Source organism: Brevirhabdus sp. (assembly GCF_052826345.1).
Map to the genome: position 1 here is coordinate 1 of NZ_JBRBUA010000097.1, position 18489 is coordinate 18489.

Genomic DNA, 18489 nt, shown 5'->3' on the forward strand with positions numbered 1-18489 from the left:
TCATGCGACAGGAAGGACGCCTGCATCGGCGACAGATCCCCGGGGCCGCCCAGCCCCTCGATCGTGGTGATCTCATCGCCGTCGTGCATGCAGGCCAGCGTGAGGCAGGAATTTATGCGCCGCCCGTTGACCATCACCGTGCAGGCGCCGCATTGGCCGTGATCGCAGCCCTTCTTGGTGCCGGTCAGCTTGAGGTGGTCGCGCAGCACGTCGAGCAGGCTGACGCGGGGGTCGGCATCCAGTTCGACGCCGGAGCCGTTGACCTTCAGGGCAGTCTTCATCGGGGTCTCCTCTTGCAGATCGGGGCCGTCACAATGGACAGCCCCGACCGTTCAAGGGTTCCAACCCGTCCTCGCGCCCGAGGTTCCTGAAATTCTCGGCGGAGCGCCGAGGACCGCGCGGCAACCGCGCGGCGCGGAGATGTCGCGTCAGCCGTTTTCCGGCGCGTCGTCCAGCAGTTTCTGGAATTGATCGTACTGGATGAAGCCCGGGATCAGCTGGTCGCCGATCACGAAGGTGGGCGTGCCGTTGATGTTGAGCGACTGGGCCAGCTGCATCGACGTGGCGATATGGCTTTCGACCCGGTCGCTCTGCATGTCCTTCTTGAGCTTATCGATGTCCAACCCGACCTCGCGCGCGACCTTCATCACGCTGGTCTCATTGGCCTGCCCCTTGATCTGCATCAGCTGTTCGTGGAACGCGTCGTATTTTTCCTGGTTCTGCGCGGCCAGCGAAGCGCGCGCCGCCACGACCGAGCCTTCGGACAGGATCGGCCACTCGCGGTAGATGACCTTCAGCTCCGGGTTGGCCTCGATCGCCTTTTTCACGACGGGCATGGCGCGCTTGCAATAGGGGCAGTTGTAATCGAAGAACTCCACGATCACGAGCTTGCCGTCGGGATTGCCCCCGACCGGCGCGTTGTCGTCCGAAAAGAGATCCTGCTGCGCCGAAGCCAGCGCCGCCTGCGAGCTCAGCTTTTCGGCCTGGGCTTCGCGTTCGCGCAGGATGGTGATGGCCTGCATCACCACCTCGGGGTTCGAGGTGATCGCGTCCAGCACCAGCGACGGGTTGGCTTGCAGCGTCTCGGTGATGATCTGCTTCACGGCCTCCTTGTCCATCTGCTGGGCCGACGCCGCGACAGGCAGGGTCATCCCGATCATCAGGGCGGTGGTGGCGAGAATGCGGCGCATGGGCGATCCTTTCAACGATCCTGGAATGTGCGCGACACCCGCGCACATATGCAAATTTCCGAAGATACTATGGTAGAACCACCGGGCGCCACAACGATGCATTGCGATCCCACGGGTTTGTGAGCGGTGCGCGGACCGCGGGCGCGCGGATCGGCCGCGGCCCGCGCATCAGCCCTGCTGCGCGGCGGCGCGGATCTGGCTGAGGGTCTGGCGCGGGGTCAGCGCCTCCTCGCCCGTCATCAGGTCCAGCACCGCGCCGCTGCCGGAAGCACAGGCGCGCGCGAAGGCGGCCGGGAAATCCCCGGTCCGGGCGATCCTTTCGGCATGAAAGCCGTAGGCCCGCGCGAGCGCGACGAAGTCGGGGTTTTCCAGCTGCGTGCCCGACACGCGCGACGGGTAATGACGTTCCTGATGCATTCGGATCGTGCCGTAGGTGCCGTTGTTGAGGATCAGGACGATGGGACAGGCCCCCGCCTGCATGGCGGTGCCCAGTTCCTGGCACGTCATCTGGAAATCGCCGTCCCCGGCAAAACAGACCACCTGCCGGTCGGGATGCGCAACGCGGGCGGCAATGGCCGCGGGCAGGCCATAGCCCATCGCCCCCGACTGCGGTGCCAGCAGCCGCTGGTCGGGGCCGAACCGAAACAGCTTGTTCGGCCAGATCGCGAAATTGCCCGCGCCGTTGGTCACGATGGCGTCGGAGGCCAGCACCTGCTGCAGGTGGCGCATCACCTCGCCCATATCCACCGGGCCGGGTTGCGGGGGTGTGTCGAATCCCGCCTCGTAGCCGTCGCGCACCCGGTTGCGCCAGGCCGCCCAATCGCCGGGAACGGCGACCCGCGCAAGCGCCGCCGCCATGCGGTTCGGGCCCGCATGGATCGGCAGATCCGCGGCATAGATCTTGCCCAGCTCCCGGTCCGAGGCATGGACATGGATCAGCCGCGCGCCCAGCCGCGGCGGCGCGGCGATGGTATAATCGTCGGTCGTCATCTCGCCGAAGCGGATATTGAGCGCCAGGATCAGATCCGCCTCGACGATCGAGCGGCGGACCGAGGGCGACATCCCCACGCCCGCGTCGCCGCCGTAGCCCGGCCCGTGGTTGTCCAGCAGGTCATGATAGCGGAAAGCCGACAGCGCCGGGATGCCGTGCCAGTCGAGAAATTGCGCCAGATCCGCGCGCGCGCGTGCGCTCCAGCCGCCGCCGCCCGCGATCACCAGCGGGCGTTCGGCCGCTGTCAGCATCCGCGACAGGGTCTCGATGTCGTCATCGGCGGGCGCCGCCTCGGGGATGCGCAGGGCGCCGCAGCCTTGCGCGCCGCACCCGGCGCTCAGCATGTCTTCGGGCAGCGCCACCACCACCGGACCGGGCCGCCCGGACAGGCAGGTTCCCCAGGCACGGGCAATCGTCTCGGGCAGGCGCGCGGCGTCGTCGCATTCCGTCACCCATTTCGCCAAAGGGCCGTACATGGCGCGATAATCGACTTCCTGGAACGCCTCGCGGCCGCGGTCGCGCATGGCGATCTGCCCCACGAAAAGGATCATCGGCGTGCTCGCCTGCATGGCCGCATGTACCCCGATGGAGGCATTCGCAGCCCCCGGTCCGCGCGTGACGAAGGCGATGCCGGGCGTGCCGGTCAGCTTGCCCCAGGCCTCGGCCATGAAAGCCGCCCCGCCTTCGTTGCGGCAGATCGTGAAATCGAGCGCGCCGCGGGTGTCGTGCAGCGCGTCCAGCACCGCCAGATAGCTCTCCCCCGGCACGCCAAAGGCGCGGCGCGCGCCCAGCTCCAGCAGGCAGGCCACCACCAGCGCGCCGCCGTTTCGCGCCTCACCGCCCATCACGTCTGCGTTACGGGCGGCGGCCGCGGACCCGGCCTGATCTCTTTCGGTCATGGTGCGTGACATGAAGCCTCCTTTCGGCGCGCGGTTCGGCCACAGCCTATGCCTGCGGGAAAACAAGCGCATCCCCGAAATTTCCGGGCGGAACCCGCGGTTGCCGTTTCGCGATCTTCCGCTTCTTCCCGGTGAAAATACTCATAGCGACGCTAGAAAGCGCGCAGGCGGGCGGACTTTCTCTGTCGCATTGACACGAGCGTGCGGGCCATTAGAGCGTCGGGGCGGCGATCCCGGTAGTCGCCCAGCCAAGACGACAGCGCCGCGGCGCATGGACCCGCGGCACCCATTGACCATGCTGGCGCAACGGCCCTGATTCAGGGGCGAAAGCCGACAGAGAGAGCGAGGCATAGATGCAAAGACGAAGCGCACCGATCCTGATGGCACTGCTGATAGTCGCGGGGTGCACCGCGCCCGTGCGCGAAGACGTCAGCGCCCCGGTCGACGTGAACCGGATTCCCGACAACGTCGCCGCGCTCGCGGCGCCCGAGCAGGACCTCTCCACCGCGCGGCTGCGGCCCGAGGATGGCTGCTACTGGTATGAACACAGCGGCCCGGTCGAAACGACGCTGGTGCCGCTGCGCTCGCCGGGGGGCAACCCGATCTGCGCCGCCGCGCAGCCGTCATGATCGTCCGCGGGGCGGCGCGCGGCAGAGGGCGCGCCGCTCAGCTTCTCGGGGTCACGCTGTCCTCGGCCGAATAGAGGAACGCCATCGAGCCGAGCTTCACATTGGGGTAAAGGGTGTTGATATGGGCCATGACCATGCGCACGCAGCCGGAACTGGCACGGCCGCCGATGCTCGAGGGATACGGCGTGCCGTGGATCCGCAGGTAGGTGTCGCGCTCGCCCACGAAAAGGTAAAGCGCGCGCGATCCAAGCGCGTTCTTGGGGCCGGGTTCCATCCCGTCGGCGATGTCGGCATATAGCTCCGGGTCGCGGTCGATCATGTTCTGCGTCGGCTGCCAATGCGGCCACCGGACCTTGCGCTTGATCGTGTAGATACCCGGCTCATAGAGATTGCCGCGCGCGATCGCGACGCCATAGCGCATCGCGGTGCCGCCCTCCTCGATGTGGTAGAGATAGCGCGCGATGGCATCCACATGGATGTCCCCGGGGATCAGCCCCTCTTTCGCCATGACCCGCTGCGGCAGCAGGCGCGGATGCAGCCCCCAGGGATTGGAGGTGGCCGGATCGAAGTTCGGCGGGGTGACCTCTGCATCCCAGGCGGCCTTCTGCGCCTCGGTGGACCAGGTATTGGCAAGGAGCGGCGTCGCCGCCGAGGCTGAAAACAACGCGGTGGTCGTCTGGATGAAATGGCGTCTCGTCAGCATCTTGTGGCTCCGTGCTCTTGTTCGTGGTTTTGCTCAGGATTCGTCGGCTGCGCCGGTATGAGCCGACGGTCTCAATTCGCTGGCTACTTAAAGGTTCCGCCAGCCGCAGGTTCAAGAGCGGAGCGTTCACCATAGCGAGAGCGCCCCGGCGAAGCATCCGCCCCGCCCCCGCTCCGCGCCCGCCCGCCGCCGCTCCTTTTGCCCCCCTTTTGCCGCCGCGTAACTGCCTCACCCGGTCGCAGTTGACAGTGTCCGTTCCGCTTTGCCACTGGCCTTTCGGGCGCGGGCAGTGTAACGCGCGGCCAATCCCAACAATCGAGGCCGGATATGGACCTGCGCAACATTGCGATCATCGCCCACGTGGACCACGGCAAGACCACCCTGGTGGACGAGCTTTTGAAACAGTCGGGCACCTTCCGCGCCAACGAGGCGGTGGCGGAACGCGCGATGGACAGCAACGACCTGGAACGCGAGCGTGGCATCACCATCCTCGCCAAGGCGACCTCGGTCGAATGGAAGGGCGTGCGCATCAACATCGTCGACACCCCCGGCCACGCCGATTTCGGCGGCGAAGTGGAGCGCATCCTGTCGATGGTCGACGGAGTCGTGCTGCTGGTGGACGCGGCCGAAGGGCCGATGCCGCAGACGAAATTCGTCACCTCCAAGGCCCTGGCGCTGGGGCTGCGGCCGATCGTGGTGCTCAACAAGGTCGACAAGCCCGACGCGGAACCCGACCGCGCGCTGGACGAGGTCTTCGACCTTTTCGCGAACCTCGACGCCGATGACGAACAGCTCGATTTCCCGGCGATGTACGCCTCCGGCCGCTCCGGCTGGGCGGATATGGAGCTCGACGGCCCGCGCAAGGATCTTTCCGCGCTGCTCGACCTGGTGGTCGAGCACGTCCCCGCGCCCCAGCAGATCGCGCGCGCGGCAGAGCCCTTCCGCATGCTCGCCACCACCCTGGGCGCCGACCCCTTCATCGGGCGCCTGCTGACCGGCCGCGTCGAAAGCGGAACGCTGAAGGCGGGCGAGACGATCAAGGCGCTGTCGCGCAAGAACGAGCGGATCGAGCAGTTCCGCGTCACCAAGATCATGGCCTACCGCGGCCTCAACCAGGTGGCCATCGACGAGGCCGTCGCGGGCGACATCGTCTCGCTGGCGGGCATGTCCAAGGCGACCGTGGCCGACACGCTCTGCGATACGGCGGTGGAAGAGGCGCTGCCCGCCCAGCCGATCGATCCGCCCACCATCACCGTTACCTTCGGCATCAACGACAGTCCGCTCGCGGGCCGCGACGGCAAGAAGGTGCAAAGCCGCGTCATCCGCGAGCGCCTGATGAAGGAGGCCGAATCGAATGTGGCCATCCGCATCAACGACACGCCCGGCGGCGAGGCCTTCGAGGTCGCGGGCCGGGGCGAATTGCAGATGGGCGTGCTGATCGAGAACATGCGCCGCGAAGGGTTCGAGCTGTCGATCTCGCGCCCGCAGGTGCTGTTCCGCGAGGTGGACGGCCAGCAGATGGAGCCTGTCGAAGAGGTCACCATCGACGTCGATGACGAATATTCCGGCGCCGTCATCGAAAAGATCACCGGCGCCCGCCGCGGCGATCTGGTGGAGATGAAACCCGCGGGCGCGGGCAAGACCCGCATCATCGCCCATGTGCCCTCGCGCGGGCTGATCGGCTATCACGGCGAGTTCCTGACCGACACCCGCGGCACCGGCGTGCTGAACCGGGTGTTCCACGAATGGGCGCCCCACAAGGGCCCGATCCCGGGTCGGCGCGCGGGCGTGCTGATTTCGATGGAGAACGGCACCTCGGTGGCCTATGCGCTGTTCAACCTCGAGGATCGGGCAAGATGTTCATCGGCGCGCAGGAGCCGATCTATCAGGGCATGATCATCGGCGAACATTCGCGCGAGAACGACCTGGAGGTGAACCCGCTGAAGGGCAAGAAGCTGACCAACGTGCGCGCCTCGGGCACCGATGAGGCCGTGCGGCTGACCACCCCCGTGACGCTGACGCTGGAACAGGCCATCGCCTATATCGACGACGATGAGCTGGTCGAGGTCACGCCGAACGCGATCCGGCTGCGCAAGCGTTTCCTCGACCCGCACGAGCGCAAGCGCCAGAGCCGCGCCACCGGCTGACGCGCGCCGCTTCTTCTGGTTCGAAATATCCCCGCCGGAGGCAGAGATTCTCTTGCCTCCGGCGGGGATATTTTTTGCGACAATGAAAATCTAGTCGAGCATCCAGCGCCCTTGCGGGTGAAAGGCGTGGAAGGCGAAGGCGAACAGCAGGTCGTGCGGGACATCGCGCCCCGCGCCGTCGCGGACGCGGATGCTGCCCACGTCGCGGCCCTCGCCGATGGCGGCGCTGTCGAGGGCGGAGGCCTGGCCCGCGCGCCAGCTGATGCGCAGGCCCGCCTCCTCGATTTCTCCGGCCGCGCGCAGCCGGTCGAGCGGCCAGGCGCGCCCGTCCACCGCGACCACGCGCGACAGCGGCGCGATGCCGTGCGGCGGCATCTCTCCGCCATAGAGGAAGGGACGCGCGGCGGTGTCGTAGCCGACATAGGGGTTGCGCCCGTAGGCGCGCGGCCAGTCCGGCTCCGCCATAACGAGACCTTGCGGGTTGCGCCCGCGGAAGTCCGCCCAGCTTTCCATCCAGCTTGGCAGGCGGGAGAGTTCCGCGCCTGTCAGCTCTCCCACCACCGCCTGCCCCAGCGCCTGCTGCCACCAGCTTTCGGTTTGCCGGTCGTACATGATCATGTCGGAATGGCGCAGCTTGCCGCTGACGCCGAAGCTGAGGCTGCGCCCCTGCAGCCGTCGGTCGAAGGTGATGGCGGAGTTGCAGAGCGGACAGAAGGTCACCGCCACCGGCAGCGCGCCCACCTGATCGTTGACGATCTCGTGCCAGGTCAGATAGCGCAGCGGATAGGCGCGCGGGGTTTCGCCCTCGATCTCCAGCGCGATGACCGGCTCGCGCGCGGCAAGGCGCGTCTCCTGCCCGGCCTTCAGGAACTCGGGGTCCGACAGGGCCGGGATGCCGTCCCTGGGCGGCCCGCCGGAGATGATTTCGGCGAGATCGACGCTGCGGCGGGTGAAATCCGTGTCGGGCCATTCGCGCGACCAGAGGGACGGGACCGTGCCTTCCCCGGCCGCGGCCATGGCGGCAGCCGCCGGGCGGGCCGTGGCCGACAGCCGCGACAGCAGATCGCCCGACACCGCGGGGCCGAGGGTTGCAGCGCCCAGCACGCTCAGCGCCAGCATGAACTCATAGCGTCCGGGAACATATCGCATCGCATCCTCCGCCGTTGGGTGGGGATGATGCTGGCAGGGCGGAGGGGACCTGGATAGCCCCCTCACGCGGGATTTACATGCGCTACCTGGTGACGCGCGCGGATTTGATCCGGTCGGGGTCGCTGGTCACGGCGCCGTTGGGTCCGGTGCCGCGTTTGATCCTGTCGACCACATCCATGCCCTTGGTGACCTTGCCGACCACGGTATATTGGCCGTTGAGGAAGGCGCCATCGCCGAACATGATGAAAAACTGGCTGTTGGCGGAATTGGGCGATTGCGACCGCGCCATGCCCACGACGCCCCGCGTGAACGGGATGTCGGAGAATTCCGCGTCCAGATCGGGTTTTGACGATCCGCCCCGGCCGGCCATGCGGATGTCATCGCCGGGTTTGCCGAATTCGACATCGCCCGTTTGTGCCATGAACCCGTCGATCACGCGGTGAAACGCAACGCCGTCGTAAGCCCCCTCGGAGGCCAGGGCGGTCAGCCGCTTGACATGGCGCGGCGCCACGTCCTCCAGCAGGTCGATGGTGACCGTTCCGTTGGCCTGGCCCTCGATCGTCAGCTCCAGCCCCGCCGCGAAGGCGGGGGCGGTGGTCATCAGCAGCGCGAGCAGCGCGTTACGCATCCGCGGCAACCTTGACAGAGACCATGCGGTCCGGGTTCGCGGGCGGTTCGCCCTTCGCGATATTGTCGACATGTTCCATCCCTTCTATGACGCGGCCGTAGACGGTGTATTGGCCGTTGAGAAAATGATTGTCAGAAAAATTAATGAAAAACTGGCTGTTGGCGGAATTGGGGTTGGAGGAGCGCGCGGCGCCCAATGTACCACGGTCGTGCGGCAGTTTGGAGAATTCCGCCGGCAGGTCGGCCTTGTCGGATGCGCCGGTGCCCGCCATGCGGAGATTGAAGTCCTTTTCCATGTTGCCGTTGGCGACATCGCCGGTCTGCGCCATGAAACCATCGATGACGCGGTGGAACGCCACGTTGTCATAGGCGCCTTCGCGGGCCAGCTCCTTCATGCGGGCGGTATGCTGGGGCGCGACGTCGGGCAGCAGCTCGATCGTGACGGGGCCGTCCTTGAGTTCGATGATGATGGTGTTCTCGGGGTCTTTGATGTCGGCCATTGGGCCCTCCTGAATTTCCTTGCAACAGAACCTAAGGCCCCGGCGCCCCGAGGAAAAGGGAGAATGGTTGACGCAGGGCCGCAGATCGGGCGAATACACGGAGATCCCCTGCCCCGAGGAGGCCGCGATGCCCTGGAAAACCCTTGACGACATCGATCTGGACGGCAGGCGCGTGCTGTTGCGCGTCGATATCAATGTGCCGCTGGAAAACGGCAAGGTCACCGATTCCACGCGGATCGAGCGGATCGCGCCCACCGTGGCGGACATCCGCGCGCGCGGGGGGCGCGTGGTCCTGGCGGCGCATTTCGGCAGGCCCAAGGGTCAGGTCGTGCCCGCGATGTCGCTCAGGCCGCTGGTGCCCGAGCTGGAGCGTGCGTTGAACGCGCCGGTCCGTTTCGTCGACACCGCCGACATGCAGGCCGCCCGCAGGGAGGTGGAGCAGATACCGCCGGGAGAGATCGTGCTGCTGGAAAACCTGCGCTTTCACGCGGGAGAGGAAGCCAACGACCCCGGTTTCGCGCAGGCGCTGGCGGCCCTGGCCGATATCTACTGCAACGACGCCTTTTCCGCCGCGCATCGCGCCCATGCCTCGACCGAGGGCGTGGCGCATCTGCTGCCCGCCTGTGCCGGCCGCCTGATGCAGGCGGAACTGGCGGCGCTGGAACGCGCGCTGGGTCGGCCGCAGCGCCCGGTCGCGGCGCTGGTGGGCGGCGCCAAGGTCTCGACCAAGCTGGAATTGCTCGGAAATCTCGTCGGCCGGGTCGATCACCTGATCATCGGCGGCGGCATGGCCAACACGTTCCTCGCCGCGCGCGGGCTGGAGATCGGCAAATCGCTGGCCGAGCTCGACATGCTGGACACCGCGCGCGAGATCGAGCGGAAGGCGACGGCGGCAGGTTGCGCCATTCACCTGCCGACCGACATCGTCGTCGCGCGCGAATTCCGCGCGAACGCCTTGAATGAGACCCTGCCCGCCGACGCCTGCCCCGCGGATGCGATGATCCTCGATGCGGGCCCTGCCAGCGTGGGGGCGATCGCCTCGGTGCTGGAGAGCTGCCGCACGCTGATCTGGAACGGTCCGCTGGGCGCCTTCGAGATCGCGCCCTTCGACGCCGCGACCAATGCCGCCGCCATCCGCGCGGGCGCGCTGACGCAGGCGGGCGGGCTGGTCAGCGTGGCGGGCGGCGGCGACACGGTCGCGGCGCTCAACCATGCGGGCGCAGCCGGGCAGTTCAGCTATATCTCGACCGCGGGCGGGGCGTTTCTGGAATGGATGGAGGGCAAGACCCTGCCCGGTGTCGCGGCGCTATACGCCGACTGATAGCGCAAACCGCTGTGTGAGCTGCAAAAATGCACCCCGAGATGCCGCTTTGGCTTTGGCGGGGCATTGCGATCCTGTATCAAGATTTCTATGCCATTGATGAAATCAGAAACAAAAATCGGTGATCTTCCATGAAAGCGACGCGGACCGTTCAGAAAATCCTTGCCAACTATGAGGGCGAGACCCCCGGCGTAAAGGCCAAGCTTTGCGGCATGCTGATGAACGGCAAGCTGGGCGGGACCGGCAAGATGATCATCCTGCCCGTCGATCAGGGGTTCGAGCACGGGCCCGCGCGGTCCTTTGCGGCCAACCCGGCCGCCTATGACCCGCATTACCACTACCAGCTTGCGATCGATGCGGGGCTCAATGCCTATGCCGCGCCGCTGGGCATGCTGGAGGCCGGGGCCGACACTTTCGCGGGGCAGATCCCGACGATCCTGAAGGCCAATTCGGCCAATTCGCTGATGTCCGACACGGCCGGCAAGAACCAGGCGGTGACCGCAAGCGTCGACGATGCGCTGCGGCTGGGCTGCTCGGCCATCGGGTTCACCATCTATCCCGGCTCGGACATGGCGCTCGACATGTTCGAGGAGATCTCGGCCATGCGCGAGGAGGCCGCCGCAAAGGGCGTGGCCACGGTGATCTGGTCCTATCCGCGCGGCGAGTCGCTGAACAAGGACGGCGAAACCGCGATCGACATCGCCGCCTATGCCGCGCAGATCGCGGCGCTGCTGGGCGCGCATGTCATCAAGATCAAGCTGTCGACCGATCATCTGAGCCTGGGCGAGGCCAAGAAGGTCTATGAGGCCGAGAAGATCGACATCGCAAGCCAGGCGGCGCGCGTGCGCCACTGCATGGAGGCATCTTTCGCCGGTCGGCGCATCGTCGTGTTCTCGGGCGGTGCGAAAAAGGGAATCGACGGCGTCTACGACGATGCCCGCGCGATCCGCGACGGCGGCGGCAACGGGTCGATCATCGGGCGCAACAGCTTTCAGCGGCCGCGCGACGAAGCGCTGGATATGCTGTCCAAGCTGATCGATATCTACAAGGGTCGCGCGTAGGCCGCGCGCCACAGGAAACCCGCGCGTAGGCCGCGCGCCGCAGAATGCCGACGCGCGGCGCACCGCGCAGGGGGCCGGTCGAAAGACGGATCAGCCGGGGGCCAGCCGGGCGAGGATCGCATCCTCGGGCAGGCCCGCGACCGCGCCCGCGACATGGCCGCTTTCGCGGGAAAGCCGGGTGCCGACATAGGCCCCGGCGATTTCGGACGGCGCGGTCTCGATCAGCGCGGCGGCGCTCAGCAGCATGGCGAGCCGTTCCGCGAACCAGCGCGCCTCCCCCTCCTGGGGGGGTGCGGGCCAACGGGCGCGATGGGCATCGAGTGCGCGGTCGTAGCCCGGCACCGCGCCGCGCGCGCCATCCAGCACCCGGTCCAGCGCCACCCCGGCCGCGCCATCGCGATGCAGCGTGCGCAGGATATCGAGGCAGATCACGTTGCCGGACCCTTCCCAGATCGAATTGAGTGGCGCCTCGCGGTAGAGCAGCGGCAGCGGCGTGTCCTCCACATAACCCATGCCGCCCAGAGCCTCCATCGCCTCATAGATGAGGCCGGGGCAGCGTTTGTTGTTCAGGAACTTCGCCAGGGCCACCGCGATCCGCGACAGGGAGCGGGAATGCGCGTCCCGCGCGTCATAGGCGGCGGCGACCCGCAGACCCAGCGCCAGCGCGGCTTCCCAGTCCAGCGCCAGATCGGCAAGCACGGCGCGCATCAGCGGCTGGTCGATCAGGCGGCGCTGGAACACGCTGCGACCGGCGCACCAGTGATGCGCCTCGCGCAGCGCGGCGCGCATCAGCCCGGCGGGCGCCATCGCGGTATCCAGCCGGGTGTGATGCACCATCGGCAGGATCGCGCGCACACCTTCGCCTTCCGCGCCGATGATCTGCGCGCAGGCGCCGTGATATTCGATCTCCGCCGACGCGTTGGAGCGATTGCCCAGCTTGTCCTTGAGCCGGTTGATGCGGATCGCGTTCTGCCGCCCGTCGGGCAGGACCCGCGGCACGAGAAAGCAGCTCAACCCGCCGGGCGCCTGTGCCAGCGTGAGGAACCCGTCCGACATCGGCGCGGAGCAGAACCACTTGTGCCCCTCCAGCAGGTAATCATCCGACACCCGCCGCGCCGCGGTCAGATTGCGGCGCACGTCGGAGCCGCCCTGCCGCTCGGTCATGGCCATGCCCAGCGTGGCGCCGGTTTTCGAGGACAGGGGCCGGAACCGCGGATCGTAGCGGCCCGCCAGCAGCTTGCCGATCCAGTCCCCGGCGCTGGCCGCGCACTGCAAGGCGGGCACGGCGGCATAGCTCATCGTCATCGGGCAACAGGTGCCGGGGTCGACCTGGGTATGCAGGTAGACCATCGCCGCATGGGTGACATGACCGCCCCCCGCCCCCGACCACGCGACGGAGGGATAGCCCGCCTCCACCCCCAGCTGCATCAGCCGATGATAAGCGGGATGAAACTCCACCTGATCGAGTCGCCGCCCGCCGCGGTCGTAATCCAGCAGGCGCGGTGCATGGCGGTTTGCCTGAGCGCCCAGATCGCGTATCTCCGCCTGTCCCAGCCTGCGCCCATAGGCCGCCAGCCGCGCCACATCCGCCCCATGCGCCAGCGCATGGTCCCGCAGCGCGCGGTCGTCCGCCCATAGATCCTCATCGCCGCGCAATTGCGGCTGATTGAAATCGAAGCCGTCTTCGGCCTGGTCGCCCGCGTCATCCGCCACGGCAGCTCTCCCTGCGGCAGTCATTCTTGCGGCGGTGGGTGCGCGTGATGGCAAAACGACACCGCACGTCGAAACGCACCCTGCCCGTCAAGGGGGATTCTCTTGTCATCCCGCCTGTGCCATAGTGCCGAAAGCGGGACCGAAATCAAAGCAATACCCGGCAGAGGCATCGATGAGAGAACTTGGCAAGACAAGCGGGCTCGGCGGATCAGTCTATGTGGTCGTCGTCTTCGCGCTGGGAATGTATTTCACCTTCGGCGCTGTCCAGGGCGATTACGGGCTGTTCCAGCGCATCCAGATCGATGCGGAGGCCGATACCCTGCGGCAGGAACTTTCCCGGCTTCAGGCCGATCTTGCCGAGATCAGCAACAAGACCAAGCGCCTGTCAGACGATTACCTTGACCTCGACCTGCTGGACGAGCAGGCTCGCGATGTGCTGGGGATGATCCGGGCCGACGAAATCGTAATCCAGTAAGCGCCCGCGATCCGGCCGTGCCACGGGTGTGATCCGGCCCCGCCCCGGCCCCGAACCGGCCTCGCGCCGCGGCGGAATTTCCCCCCTCGCAGGTCTTGAAAATATCCTGTATGAATTAGTTTAACGCTAAACTAGTTTAATTGCCGGGAGGGGGAGCGATCTATGGCGTCCCGAAAAGCTTCAAAGAAATCAAATGTTTCCAAGGAAGAATTGCTTGGGCACTATAAGCAGATGCTGCTGATCCGGCGATTCGAGGAAAAGGCAGGTCAACTGTACGGCATGGGTCTGATCGGCGGCTTCTGTCACCTCTACATCGGTCAGGAAGCGGTCGTCGTGGGGCTGGAGGCCGCGGCCGAGGAAGGCGACAAACGCGTCACCTCCTACCGCGACCACGGCCACATGCTGGCCTGCGGCATGGACCCCAAGGGCGTGATGGCGGAACTGACCGGCCGCGAGGGGGGCTACTCCAAGGGCAAGGGCGGCTCGATGCACATGTTCTCCAAGGAGAAACATTTCTACGGCGGGCACGGCATCGTCGGCGCGCAGGTGCCGATCGGCGCGGGGCTGGCCTTTTCCGACAAGTACAAGGGCACCGACCGCGTGACCTTCGCCTATTTCGGCGACGGCGCGGCGAACCAGGGGCAGGTCTATGAGACCTACAACATGGCCGAGCTCTGGGATCTGCCGGTGGTTTTCGTGATCGAGAACAACCAGTACGCCATGGGCACGAGCGTCAAGCGCTCCACCAAGTCGCCAAGCCTGTGGGAACGCGGCGCGGCCTACGGGATCGAGGGCGAGGCCGTCGACGGCATGGACGTGCTGGCGGTGAAGGAAGCGGGCGAAAAGGCCGTCAAACACTGCCGCGCGGGCAAGGGTCCCTACATCCTTGAGGTCATGACCTACCGCTACCGGGGCCATTCGATGTCCGACCCGGCCAAGTACCGCACCCGCGACGAGGTCCAGAAGATGCGCGAGGAGCGCGACGCGATCGAACATGTGCGCGAGATGCTGCTGCAAGGCGATCACGCGTCGGAGGACGATCTGAAAGCGATCGACAAGGAAATCAAGAACATCGTGAACGACGCGGCGGAGTTTTCCAAGGAAAGCCCGGAACCCGATCTGGCGGAGCTTTACACCGACATCTACGCCGAAGAAGTGCCGCAGGAAGCCTGAGGGAGAGAGACGAAGACATGGCAACCGAAATACTCATGCCCGCGCTGTCCCCCACGATGGAGGAAGGCACGCTTGCGAAATGGCTGGTCAAGGAGGGCGACACCGTCGCTTCCGGCGACATCCTGGCCGAGATCGAAACCGACAAGGCCACGATGGAATTCGAGGCGGTCGACGAAGGCGTGCTCGGCAAGATCCTGATCGCCGAGGGATCGGAGGGGGTCAAGGTCAACACCCCCATCGCCCTGCTGCTGGAAGAAGGCGAGGACGCCGGTGCGGTGGAAACCTCCTCCGCCCGGCAGCCGCAGTCGCAGCCGCAGCAGGAAGCCCCCCGGCAGGTGGAGGACAAGCCCGTCGCTGACGCGCCCCGCCCCCCCGCGAAGGCAAAACCGGCCGCGCAGCCCGAAGTGCCCGAAGGCACCGAGATGAAATCGACCACCGTGCGCGAGGCACTGCGCGACGCGATGGCCGAAGAAATGCGGCGCGACGAGAATGTCTTCCTCATGGGGGAGGAGGTCGCCGAATATCAGGGCGCCTACAAGATCAGCCAGGGCCTGCTCGATGAATTCGGCGCAAAGCGCGTGATCGACACCCCAATCACCGAACATGGCTTTGCCGGTATCGCGGTCGGCGCGGCCTTCGGGGGCCTGCGCCCGATCGTGGAGTTCATGACCTTCAACTTCGCAATGCAGGCGATGGACCAGATCATCAACTCGGCCGCCAAGACGCTTTACATGTCCGGCGGCCAGATGGGCGCGCCCATGGTCTTTCGCGGCCCCAACGGCGCCGCCGCCCGCGTCGGCGCGCAGCACAGCCAGGACTACGCCGCCTGGTACGCCAGCGTGCCCGGCCTGAAGGTCGCGATGCCCTACTCCGCCGCCGATGCCAAGGGTCTGCTGAAATCCGCGATCCGCGATCCGAACCCGGTGATTTTCCTGGAAAACGAAATTCTCTACGGCCGCAGCTTCGACGTGCCGGTGATGGATGATTTCACCGTCCCCTTCGGCAAGGCGAAAATCTGGCGCGAAGGCGAGGATGTCACGCTCGTCAGCTTCGGCATCGGCATGCAATACGCGCTGGAGGCCGCCGAAAAACTGGCCGAAGAGGGCATCAGCGCCGAAGTGATCGACCTGCGGACATTGCGTCCGCTGGATACAGACACCGTGATCGAAAGCGTGAAAAAGACCAACCGCTGCGTCACCGTCGAGGAAGGCTTCCCCGTCGGCGCGATCGGCAACCATATCTCAGCCGTGCTCATGCAGCAGGCGTTCGATTACCTCGACGCCCCCGTGATCAACTGCACCGGCAAGGATGTGCCAATGCCCTACGCCGCCAATCTGGAAAAGCTGGCGCTGGTGACGACGCAGGAGGTCATGGACGCCGTCAAGCAAGTGACCTATCGTTAAGGCGCCGAAATGTCAGATGAATTCACCTACAACAGCGACCAGAACGCCTATGTGTTCCAGGGATCTCTGGGCGATCAGCAGTTTCGCGTCGTCGTACCGGGCGAGATGGTCGACGATGAGCTGGCCGATGACGCCAGCGAAAAAGATCGCCTGAACTGGCTGCGCAACAATCTGCCCCAGATCCTGCACGCCTATACAGCCCGCGCGGGCGGTGGCCGCGTCAAAGAACCCTGGGACCGTGTTCTGGTAGAGGAGTTGGACTAATGCCGACTGAGATCCTGATGCCCGCTCTCTCCCCGACTATGGAAGAAGGCACCTTAGCGAAATGGCTGGTCAAGGAGGGCGACAGTGTTTCCTCCGGCGATCTGCTTGCCGAGATCGAGACCGACAAGGCCACGATGGAATTCGAAGCCGTTGACGAAGGGATCGTCGGCAAGCTGCTGGTCGCGGCCGGCACGGAAGGCGTGGCCGTGAACACCCCCATCGCCGTTCTGCTGGAAGACGGCGAAAGCGCCGATGACATCGGCAGCCCCGCAAAGCCCGCCTCGGACGCCTCTTCGCACGTCGAACCGGCCGAGGCGTCGGCCCAGACCGAACCTGCCAAGGGCTACGGCCGTGGCGAAGCCCCGACTACAGCCGATTCATCCCCGACCGATGGCGAAGGAAACCGCATCTTCGCGTCGCCGCTCGCCCGGCGCATTGCGCGCGACAAGGGATTGGACCTGCGCCAGATCAAGGGTTCCGGCCCCAGGGGTCGTATCGTCAAGGCCGACCTCGCGGGCGCCACCGCATCCGCCGCCGAAGCACCGACGCCCGCCGCGGCCCCCGCCGCCCCCACCGCCGGGGCCGATGCCGTGACGGCGGCGCCTTCGATGTCCGCGGATGCCGTCAAGAAGATCTACGAGGGCCGCGCCTATGAGGAAGTCAAGCTCGACGGCATGCGCAAAACCATCGCCGCCAGGCTCACCGAAGCCAAACAGACCATCCCGCATTTCTATCTTCGGCGGGACATCGAACTTGACGCCCTGCTCAAGTTCCGGGGTCAGCTCAACAAACAGTTGGAGCCACGCGGCGTAAAGCTGTCGGTCAACGACTTCATCATCAAGGCCTGCGCGCTTGCACTGCAGCAGGTGCCGGACGGCAATGCCGTCTGGGCGGGCGATCGCGTGTTGAAGCTCAAGCCTTCCGACGTGGCAGTGGCCGTCGCGATCGAAGGCGGTCTTTTCACCCCCGTCCTGAAAGACGCCGACAGCAAATCGCTTTCCGCCCTGTCAGCGGAAATGAAGGATCTGGCCGCCAGAGCGAGAGAGCGCAAGCTTGCTCCGCACGAATATCAGGGCGGCAGCTTCGCGGTATCCAACCTCGGGATGTTCGGGATCGATAATTTCGATGCCGTGATCAATCCTCCTCATGGTGCGATTCTTGCGGTCGGCGCAGGGGTGCGCAAACCCGTTGTTGGCGCGGATGGCGAACTTGCGATCGCCACGGTGATGTCGGTGACGCTGTCCGTGGATCACCGGGTGATCGACGGCGCGCTGGGGGCAGAGATGCTCAAGGCGATTGCCGAAAACCTTGAGAACCCGATGATGATGCTCGCCTGAAAACCCTGCCAAAAAATTAAAAAAGCTCCCGCCAGGCGGGAGCTTTTTTCTTGCAGCCGTGATGCCACACAAATGTTACTCGCCGGTGGCGCGCAGCAGTTGGTCCATCGACAGGGACGGCTGGTCGCATCCGGCTTCGCCCACGATTTTCGCGGGCACACCGGCCACCGTCTTGCAGGGCGGCACGTCCGACAACACGACGGAGCCCGCGGCGACGCGCGAACAATGGCCGACCCGGATGTTGCCCAGCACCTTCGCGCCCGCGCCGATCAAAACGCCGTCGGCAATCTTCGGGTGCCGGTCGTCGTCGTCCTTTCCGGTCCCGCCCAGCGTGACCGAATGCAGCATCGACACATTGTCGCCGACCACGGCCGTCTCGCCGATGACGATGGAATGGGCGTGGTCGATCATAATCCCGCGCCCGATCTTGGCGGCCGGATGAATATCGACGCCAAAAGCCTCGGAAATGCGCATCTGAAAGAAATAGGCCAGATCCTTGCGCCCCTGTTGCCACAACCAATGCCCGACGCGATAGGATTCAATGGCCTGAAATCCCTTGAAATAAAGCACGGGCTGCAACAGCCTGTGGCACGCCGGATCGCGCTCGAATATCGCCGCCAGGTCGGCCCGCACCGCCTGGCCCAGCATGGGCTCGCTGTCGAAGGCCTCATCGCAGATCTCGCGCAGCAACTGCTCCGACATTTCGGCAGAGGCCAGTTTCATCGAGATCCGGTAGCCCATCGCACGCTCGAGCGTCGCGTGATGCAGCAGGCTCGAATGCACCAGCCCGGCGATCAACGGCTCGTTGCGCATGGCGTCCTGCGCTTCCTTGCGGATGCGGTTCCAGACCGGGTCTACATCGGTCAGATTCGGGCGAAGCTTAGCCATGAGGGGCGTCCTTTTTCAG

At 65.9% G+C, this 18489-nt stretch carries 17 protein-coding genes and 1 pseudogene; 9 read left to right on the forward strand and 9 right to left on the reverse strand.

The genetic code is table 11. The features are described from left to right. The 3 genes from ACU0BR_RS11685 to ACU0BR_RS11695 form a co-directional block, all read right to left on the reverse strand. The coding region (locus tag ACU0BR_RS11685) for a 2Fe-2S iron-sulfur cluster-binding protein (RefSeq protein WP_446157010.1) at positions 1 to 281 on the reverse strand (281 nt) is incomplete at its 3' end. A gap of 147 nt (positions 282 to 428) precedes the next feature. Continuing rightward, positions 429 to 1190, reverse strand: coding sequence for a DsbA family protein (locus ACU0BR_RS11690; RefSeq protein WP_446157011.1), 762 nt, complete (start codon positions 1188 to 1190; stop codon positions 429 to 431). Positions 1191 to 1358: 168 nt separating this feature from the next. Then, positions 1359 to 3026 (reverse strand): thiamine pyrophosphate-dependent enzyme, encoded by a 1668-nt coding sequence (locus tag ACU0BR_RS11695; protein ID WP_446157069.1) that lies wholly within the window; start codon positions 3024 to 3026, stop codon positions 1359 to 1361. 407 nt (positions 3027 to 3433) lie between these two features. Here ACU0BR_RS11695 and ACU0BR_RS11700 point away from each other — a divergent pair, with 407 nt between their 5' ends. After that, positions 3434 to 3709: a hypothetical protein gene (locus tag ACU0BR_RS11700; RefSeq protein WP_446157012.1), complete on the forward strand. Its 276-nt coding sequence runs from the start codon at positions 3434 to 3436 to the stop codon at positions 3707 to 3709. A 37-nt stretch (positions 3710 to 3746) separates the two neighbouring features. Here ACU0BR_RS11700 and ACU0BR_RS11705 read toward each other — a convergent pair whose 3' ends face one another. Beyond that, positions 3747 to 4412: a L,D-transpeptidase gene (locus tag ACU0BR_RS11705; protein WP_446157013.1), complete on the reverse strand. Its 666-nt coding sequence runs from the start codon at positions 4410 to 4412 to the stop codon at positions 3747 to 3749. A 327-nt stretch (positions 4413 to 4739) separates the two neighbouring features. Between ACU0BR_RS11705 and typA the strand changes: the two are divergent. Then, positions 4740 to 6559, forward strand: a pseudogene (gene typA / locus ACU0BR_RS11710) (translational GTPase TypA). A gap of 90 nt (positions 6560 to 6649) precedes the next feature. Here typA and ACU0BR_RS11715 read toward each other — a convergent pair. From ACU0BR_RS11715 to ACU0BR_RS11725, 3 genes are all read right to left on the reverse strand, one after another. Next, positions 6650 to 7576, reverse strand: coding sequence for a DUF3179 domain-containing protein (locus ACU0BR_RS11715; protein ID WP_446157070.1), 927 nt, complete (start codon positions 7574 to 7576; stop codon positions 6650 to 6652). Positions 7577 to 7790: 214 nt separating this feature from the next. After that, positions 7791 to 8336, reverse strand: coding sequence for a peptidylprolyl isomerase (locus ACU0BR_RS11720; RefSeq protein WP_446157014.1), 546 nt, complete (start codon positions 8334 to 8336; stop codon positions 7791 to 7793). After that, entirely contained in the window at positions 8329 to 8835 is a 507-nt protein-coding gene (locus ACU0BR_RS11725) for a peptidylprolyl isomerase (protein WP_446157015.1), read from the reverse strand. Before ACU0BR_RS11725 ends, ACU0BR_RS11720 begins: the two co-directional genes overlap by 8 nt. 127 nt (positions 8836 to 8962) lie before the next feature. On the opposite strand from ACU0BR_RS11725, the gene ACU0BR_RS11730 reads away from it, so the two are divergent. Together ACU0BR_RS11730 and ACU0BR_RS11735 are read left to right on the forward strand one after the other, a co-directional pair. Then, positions 8963 to 10156, forward strand: a complete 1194-nt coding sequence (locus ACU0BR_RS11730) for a phosphoglycerate kinase (RefSeq protein WP_446157071.1) — start codon at positions 8963 to 8965, stop codon at positions 10154 to 10156. 131 nt (positions 10157 to 10287) lie between these two features. Further along, on the forward strand, positions 10288 to 11217 hold the full coding sequence (locus ACU0BR_RS11735) for a class I fructose-bisphosphate aldolase (protein ID WP_446157016.1): 930 nt from the start codon (positions 10288 to 10290) through the stop codon (positions 11215 to 11217). A 90-nt stretch (positions 11218 to 11307) separates the two neighbouring features. On the opposite strand, the gene ACU0BR_RS11740 is transcribed toward ACU0BR_RS11735, so the two are convergent. Further along, entirely contained in the window at positions 11308 to 12930 is a 1623-nt protein-coding gene (locus tag ACU0BR_RS11740) for an acyl-CoA dehydrogenase family protein (RefSeq protein WP_446157017.1), read from the reverse strand. A gap of 172 nt (positions 12931 to 13102) precedes the next feature. Here ACU0BR_RS11740 and ACU0BR_RS11745 point away from each other — a divergent pair, with 172 nt between their 5' ends. The 5 genes from ACU0BR_RS11745 to ACU0BR_RS11765 all read left to right on the forward strand — a co-directional run bounded on the left by ACU0BR_RS11745 (position 13103) and on the right by ACU0BR_RS11765 (position 17582). Next, positions 13103 to 13405 (forward strand): FtsB family cell division protein, encoded by a 303-nt coding sequence (locus ACU0BR_RS11745; RefSeq protein ID WP_446157018.1) that lies wholly within the window; start codon positions 13103 to 13105, stop codon positions 13403 to 13405. 162 nt (positions 13406 to 13567) lie between these two features. Next, positions 13568 to 14578 (forward strand): pyruvate dehydrogenase (acetyl-transferring) E1 component subunit alpha, encoded by a 1011-nt coding sequence (pdhA, locus tag ACU0BR_RS11750; protein WP_446157019.1) that lies wholly within the window; start codon positions 13568 to 13570, stop codon positions 14576 to 14578. Between the two features lie 17 nt (positions 14579 to 14595). Further along, positions 14596 to 15981: a pyruvate dehydrogenase complex E1 component subunit beta gene (locus ACU0BR_RS11755; protein WP_446157020.1), complete on the forward strand. Its 1386-nt coding sequence runs from the start codon at positions 14596 to 14598 to the stop codon at positions 15979 to 15981. 9 nt (positions 15982 to 15990) lie between these two features. Then, complete coding sequence (locus tag ACU0BR_RS11760; RefSeq protein ID WP_446157021.1) at positions 15991 to 16245, forward strand: hypothetical protein; 255 nt, start codon at positions 15991 to 15993, stop codon at positions 16243 to 16245. Next, positions 16245 to 17582 (forward strand): pyruvate dehydrogenase complex dihydrolipoamide acetyltransferase, encoded by a 1338-nt coding sequence (locus ACU0BR_RS11765; RefSeq protein ID WP_446157022.1) that lies wholly within the window; start codon positions 16245 to 16247, stop codon positions 17580 to 17582. Before ACU0BR_RS11760 ends, ACU0BR_RS11765 begins: the two co-directional genes overlap by 1 nt. A gap of 75 nt (positions 17583 to 17657) precedes the next feature. Here the strand turns inward: ACU0BR_RS11765 and cysE are convergent, their stop codons facing one another. After that, positions 17658 to 18470 carry a serine O-acetyltransferase gene (cysE, locus tag ACU0BR_RS11770; RefSeq protein WP_446157023.1) on the reverse strand — a complete coding sequence of 271 codons (813 nt, stop codon included), beginning with the start codon at positions 18468 to 18470 and terminating at the stop codon, positions 17658 to 17660. Between the last annotated feature and the right edge of the window lie 19 nt (positions 18471 to 18489).

What these genes read in the sequence shown, in the direction of transcription:
- ACU0BR_RS11690 (WP_446157011.1), bottom strand. Translation starts at nt 1,190, where the DNA reads ATGCGCCGCATTCTCGCCACCACCGCCCTGATGATCGGGATGACCCTG.
- ACU0BR_RS11695 (WP_446157069.1), bottom strand. Translation starts at nt 3,026, where the DNA reads ATGGGCGGTGAGGCGCGAAACGGCGGCGCGCTGGTGGTGGCCTGCCTG.
- ACU0BR_RS11700 (WP_446157012.1), top strand. Translation starts at nt 3,434, where the DNA reads ATGCAAAGACGAAGCGCACCGATCCTGATGGCACTGCTGATAGTCGCG.
- ACU0BR_RS11705 (WP_446157013.1), bottom strand. Translation starts at nt 4,412, where the DNA reads ATGCTGACGAGACGCCATTTCATCCAGACGACCACCGCGTTGTTTTCA.
- ACU0BR_RS11715 (WP_446157070.1), bottom strand. Translation starts at nt 7,576, where the DNA reads ATGGCCGCGGCCGGGGAAGGCACGGTCCCGTCCCTCTGGTCGCGCGAA.
- ACU0BR_RS11720 (WP_446157014.1), bottom strand. Translation starts at nt 8,336, where the DNA reads ATGCGTAACGCGCTGCTCGCGCTGCTGATGACCACCGCCCCCGCCTTC.
- ACU0BR_RS11725 (WP_446157015.1), bottom strand. Translation starts at nt 8,835, where the DNA reads ATGGCCGACATCAAAGACCCCGAGAACACCATCATCATCGAACTCAAG.
- ACU0BR_RS11730 (WP_446157071.1), top strand. Translation starts at nt 8,963, where the DNA reads ATGCCCTGGAAAACCCTTGACGACATCGATCTGGACGGCAGGCGCGTG.
- ACU0BR_RS11735 (WP_446157016.1), top strand. Translation starts at nt 10,288, where the DNA reads ATGAAAGCGACGCGGACCGTTCAGAAAATCCTTGCCAACTATGAGGGC.
- ACU0BR_RS11745 (WP_446157018.1), top strand. Translation starts at nt 13,103, where the DNA reads ATGAGAGAACTTGGCAAGACAAGCGGGCTCGGCGGATCAGTCTATGTG.
- pdhA (WP_446157019.1), top strand. Translation starts at nt 13,568, where the DNA reads ATGGCGTCCCGAAAAGCTTCAAAGAAATCAAATGTTTCCAAGGAAGAA.
- ACU0BR_RS11755 (WP_446157020.1), top strand. Translation starts at nt 14,596, where the DNA reads ATGGCAACCGAAATACTCATGCCCGCGCTGTCCCCCACGATGGAGGAA.
- ACU0BR_RS11760 (WP_446157021.1), top strand. Translation starts at nt 15,991, where the DNA reads ATGTCAGATGAATTCACCTACAACAGCGACCAGAACGCCTATGTGTTC.
- ACU0BR_RS11765 (WP_446157022.1), top strand. Translation starts at nt 16,245, where the DNA reads ATGCCGACTGAGATCCTGATGCCCGCTCTCTCCCCGACTATGGAAGAA.
- cysE (WP_446157023.1), bottom strand. Translation starts at nt 18,470, where the DNA reads ATGGCTAAGCTTCGCCCGAATCTGACCGATGTAGACCCGGTCTGGAAC.